The organism is Patescibacteria group bacterium (assembly GCA_041645165.1).
In the GTDB taxonomy this organism is placed as follows: domain Bacteria; phylum Patescibacteriota; class Patescibacteriia; order 2-02-FULL-49-11; family 2-02-FULL-49-11; genus 2-02-FULL-49-11.
Map to the genome: position 1 here is coordinate 1 of JBAZQN010000036.1, position 3,833 is coordinate 3,833.

Annotated in this window: 6 protein-coding genes; all 6 read right to left on the reverse strand. The window is 47.0% G+C overall.

Annotation, left to right across the window (positions count from 1 at the left end; translation table 11 throughout):
- Nucleotides 1-193: 193 nt before the first annotated feature.
- The 6 genes from WC659_07210 to WC659_07235 are packed head-to-tail and all read right to left on the reverse strand — an operon-like array spanning nucleotide 194 to nucleotide 3,333.
- On the reverse strand, nucleotides 194-745 hold the full coding sequence (locus WC659_07210) for a permease (protein ID MFA4873684.1): 552 nt from the start codon (nucleotides 743-745) through the stop codon (nucleotides 194-196).
- Nucleotides 715-1,194, reverse strand: coding sequence for a permease (locus tag WC659_07215; GenBank protein MFA4873685.1), 480 nt, complete (start codon nucleotides 1,192-1,194; stop codon nucleotides 715-717). The genes WC659_07210 and WC659_07215 overlap by 31 nt, the downstream gene beginning before the upstream one ends.
- Nucleotides 1,195-1,524, reverse strand: a complete 330-nt coding sequence (locus WC659_07220; protein MFA4873686.1) for a hypothetical protein — start codon at nucleotides 1,522-1,524, stop codon at nucleotides 1,195-1,197. It abuts the gene before it with no gap.
- Complete coding sequence (locus WC659_07225; GenBank protein MFA4873687.1) at nucleotides 1,521-2,060, reverse strand: permease; 540 nt, start codon at nucleotides 2,058-2,060, stop codon at nucleotides 1,521-1,523. Before WC659_07225 ends, WC659_07220 begins: the two co-directional genes overlap by 4 nt.
- On the reverse strand, nucleotides 2,057-2,536 hold the full coding sequence (locus tag WC659_07230; protein ID MFA4873688.1) for a permease: 480 nt from the start codon (nucleotides 2,534-2,536) through the stop codon (nucleotides 2,057-2,059). The genes WC659_07225 and WC659_07230 overlap by 4 nt, the downstream gene beginning before the upstream one ends.
- Nucleotides 2,537-2,541: 5 nt before the next feature.
- Nucleotides 2,542-3,333 carry an NAD(P)-binding domain-containing protein gene (locus tag WC659_07235; GenBank protein ID MFA4873689.1) on the reverse strand — a complete coding sequence of 264 codons (792 nt, stop codon included), beginning with the start codon at nucleotides 3,331-3,333 and terminating at the stop codon, nucleotides 2,542-2,544.
- Nucleotides 3,334-3,833 lie beyond the last annotated feature (500 nt).

Below are 3,833 nucleotides of genomic sequence, written 5' to 3' on the forward strand. Positions count from 1 at the left end.
TCCAATCCTGCAATCTGACGATCTTTACCCGAAACGTTCAACGTAAAGATTTTTTGTTCACAACAAGAACAACCCATGATTCATCCTCTTTCTGTTAGTTTTCAATTTGTTCATTTATAAAATATCGTTTGCGAAAATTGAAGGCGACGTGATTCGTTTCCTTTGCAAATCTTTCGTGAATTCAGTTTTTGTGCTATGTACGGAGAACATAGCCGTGTTTATGTAAAAAGCGACCTAATAGTTCCGCACTGACCAATACCAATGGAATGGAAATGATCAGGCGGATAATTGTGAACTGAATGCCCATAAAGGTCGCTTCGAAAATCGTCATTGGAATCCGCACAATCGCCGCCGCGCCAATATATGCGAAAATGACCGCCAGGCGTGCGCCTTTCCGGTAAAGCGCTACGGCAACGGGAAAAGCCACATACAAACCGCCCACCGTCGTGCCCGCCAGTAGCATCGCCCAGAAATGACCTTGTAATCCGGATTGCGCACCGAAATGCTTTTCGACGGTTTCCGGCTTTACCCAGACTTCAAACAAACCGATGAGCACAAAAGCGCAGGGTAAGACTTTGAAGATATTAAAGCCAAAACCGACAGCCGTGCGCCCTAAACCCTGTCCGGCGGGAATTCCCCTAAGCCATAACACACCGACAACCAATCCAAAGATTAAAACCAGCGCGATCTCGAACTTCTTGCCCTTACTCACTCTCAAATTTCTCCATAAAAAATACCAATACATATTCCGACAATCAGGGCAATCAACAGACTCAGCAGATTGCGGATCAGCGCGACCCTGGTTCCAAAATAATGTTGCTCCAGCGGAAAAGTGACGACTCCTACCATCATCAGGGTCGTGCTAAAAATGCCGAGCACTAAATATGGAACACCCTTCTCTAAAAGCAAACCGCACAACGGATAGGCGATAAAACCCGGCATCAGCGTTACCGAACCCAGGATAGCCGCCAGGGCGGCGGAAAGATAAATATTATGCGTTCCAAGATAACGGGCGATCGTGCGCTCGGGGACCAGTAGTAAAACCACGGAAACCAGCACAATCATCATAAGCAAATCCGGCAGAATATGCAGGAAACGCTTCAAAGCAATGCGGAGTGCCTGCCACGATTTCCCGCGGTCGATCATCAAAGACAAACCAATTGCGACGACAGTCAGAATATAAAAGAAAGTCATTTATTTAGCCTGCCCGGCGATCTGTACACCGAAGATTTTGACGCCTCCCTCTGTCTGCATAGACAGCTCAGCGGGTTCTGTAATCAACAACTGACCCGCCGAAAGCATTTGCGCTTGCTGGTTGACAAAGACCGTCGCTTGTCCTTCAATGACATAAAACAAGACATACGAGGTCATTTCGCAGGGTAGCATTGTTCCACCGGCGTGAAGTTCGATAAGCCTGACTTTAAAATTGTCTGCCTGAAAAAAGACATTCTTCTGGCGTTCAGCATAGGGGAAAGCATGGCGATCGTTAAGGTCAAATACCTGCATGGATTCTACTCCTTTCAAAGACTTGTTTTTGGTGCTTTAATTGTCAGCGCGCGTTCGACAATAAACCCGATTAAACAGGCAAAAAATATTGTCAGTGTCAGGCGCGCCAGCATAAACCGGGCGCCGAGAAACTGCCACTCGACCAGTTCCTGAGGAATTTTAATACACGCCCAGGCAGTCAGAAAAATGACAATATTGGAAGTGCGGGCGCCTTTTTGCGCCAATCCAGCCGCTAACGGGAAGGCGATATATAGCGGACCGGTCGGTAGAGCACCAAAAAAGAGCGCCAGCAAGACGCCCCGCACACCAGACGTACGCCCTAAATATTTATTCACCGTCTCTTTGGATACCCAGACGGCAAATAGTCCCATCAATACCAATACCGCCGGCAGAATGAACAGCATTTCGCGGGCGACCGACCAGGCAGATTGCACTATTCGCCCGCGAACGGACGGTAAGGCAGTTCCGACAATTACTGTGATAATCATCAAGACAATCGCAATCGCCCATTCGTTTTTGGTTTGACTCATCGCCGGTTTGGTCGGTTGTTTCATAGGATTATCCCCATCAACCAGCCGATAACCAGCGCCGCGATAAAACTTAATCCGTTGCGCAATAGAGCAAACCGTCGCCCCAGCTCTTTCATTTCCAGCGGTAATGTCACGACGCCGATCATGGTCAGCGTCGTAATAAAAGTCGCGATAATGCTCACCGCAATCCCGCTTTTAAGCAAAGTCCCCGCCAATGGAAAAGCAATGATGGCAGGAATATGCAGAATTGCCCCGATTAAACCCGTGACGAATATCCCGGTTAAGCCCGAGCGTTCATTCAGCCAGGCAGAAAATTTTTGTGGCGGCATTAATCCTAACACCAAACCGATCAGCACAACGACCATCAGGATTGAGGGCAACATCTTGAAGAACGAACGCAGAGCGACGGTAAGCGCCTGACGGGTTTTATCCCGATTGACGAACCAGGCCGCTATCAGCCCAACAATTGCCAGCAGGTTAATTAAAAGAGCGGTGCTCACGACTTTCAACTTGTTCCTGCTTTCAGTTTTCGGTACAGGTTGCCTAATTTTCCCTCGAAAATCCCGCGAATCGTGTCCTCGTCCTTTTTCAACGGATAAGAGGTGATTAAATCCAGCACCTGCTCATCGGCTAAATCAGAACTGAACAAAGTTTCGACGGCTCCGTTCAGCATGACGGAAATCGCCTGACGAGCAGAAGCCGCATCGAGCCCAAATTCCTGCGCCAACCGCAGGAGTTCCAGCCACTGAAACCAGAAGTAGGTTGGTCCCATACCGGTGACCATGGCATAAGCCTCAAGGTCTTTCTCCGGGACTTCCGGCGCCGTTCCCCAATTAGCAAATAAAGCTTGCAGTGCGGCTCTTTCATCAGACGATAATGCTTCTGAGAAAAATACCGGATTGTAGCCCATGCCAATTATTGATGGCGCATTCGGAATCATGCGCCCGATGCGAGAAAAACCGCCCAGTAAATTGGACAACTTTTGTACTGTAACCGTCGGCAGAAGCGAAATTAAAACGGCATCTGGAGGCAAAGCTTCTCGAATTTCAGCGGCAATTTCGGCGATAACCGGCGGATGTACTGCCAGAAAAATCAATTCCGCTTGTGCGGTCTCCCAATTACTTTTGACAGATTGAATACACTGCGGGGCAATTGCGGTTAGCTTTTGCAGATGACTCGCATCCGGATCGCTGACGAGTACTTTTTCAGGAAGAGCAGACCGGCGTTTCAAACCGGTCAGTAACAAATGAGTAACCCGTCCGCCACCAATGAATCCCATTTGATGGGTTTTAAGCATGTTTACCTCCTTCGGGATTTAATGAAGACCGGCTTATTTCTCTCCGATCTTCAATTTGCCCTCATCCTTGAGTTGCTTTTTTACTTTTGCCCATATTCCTTCCTTTTTGTACAATGCTCTGATTTCAGCAATGTTTTGAAAGGTAATGGCGTTCCCAAGACAAAGATTCGCACAGGTAGTACATCCGACCACGCATTGAGTTGGCCGTGCTACGATTGCTCCTTTTTCGGTCCAGTCATAGACATTTTTACCACAATTCAGGCACATGCTACATTTTACACATTTGTTGGAATCGATAGTTGGAAACCATTCGACTTTTTCTCTGGGATAACCTGTTAACCACGCCATTTCATTTTCCTTACTTTAAATAGTTACTAATAGAGACTGTTACGAAAAAACTTGTAAATAGTTGATAAATAAGGATAAACAGACTATAATTTGATCGATCTAATAAAAGCCCTATTTAGCTGATTTTACGCTAAATATCTGCTATATTTTGC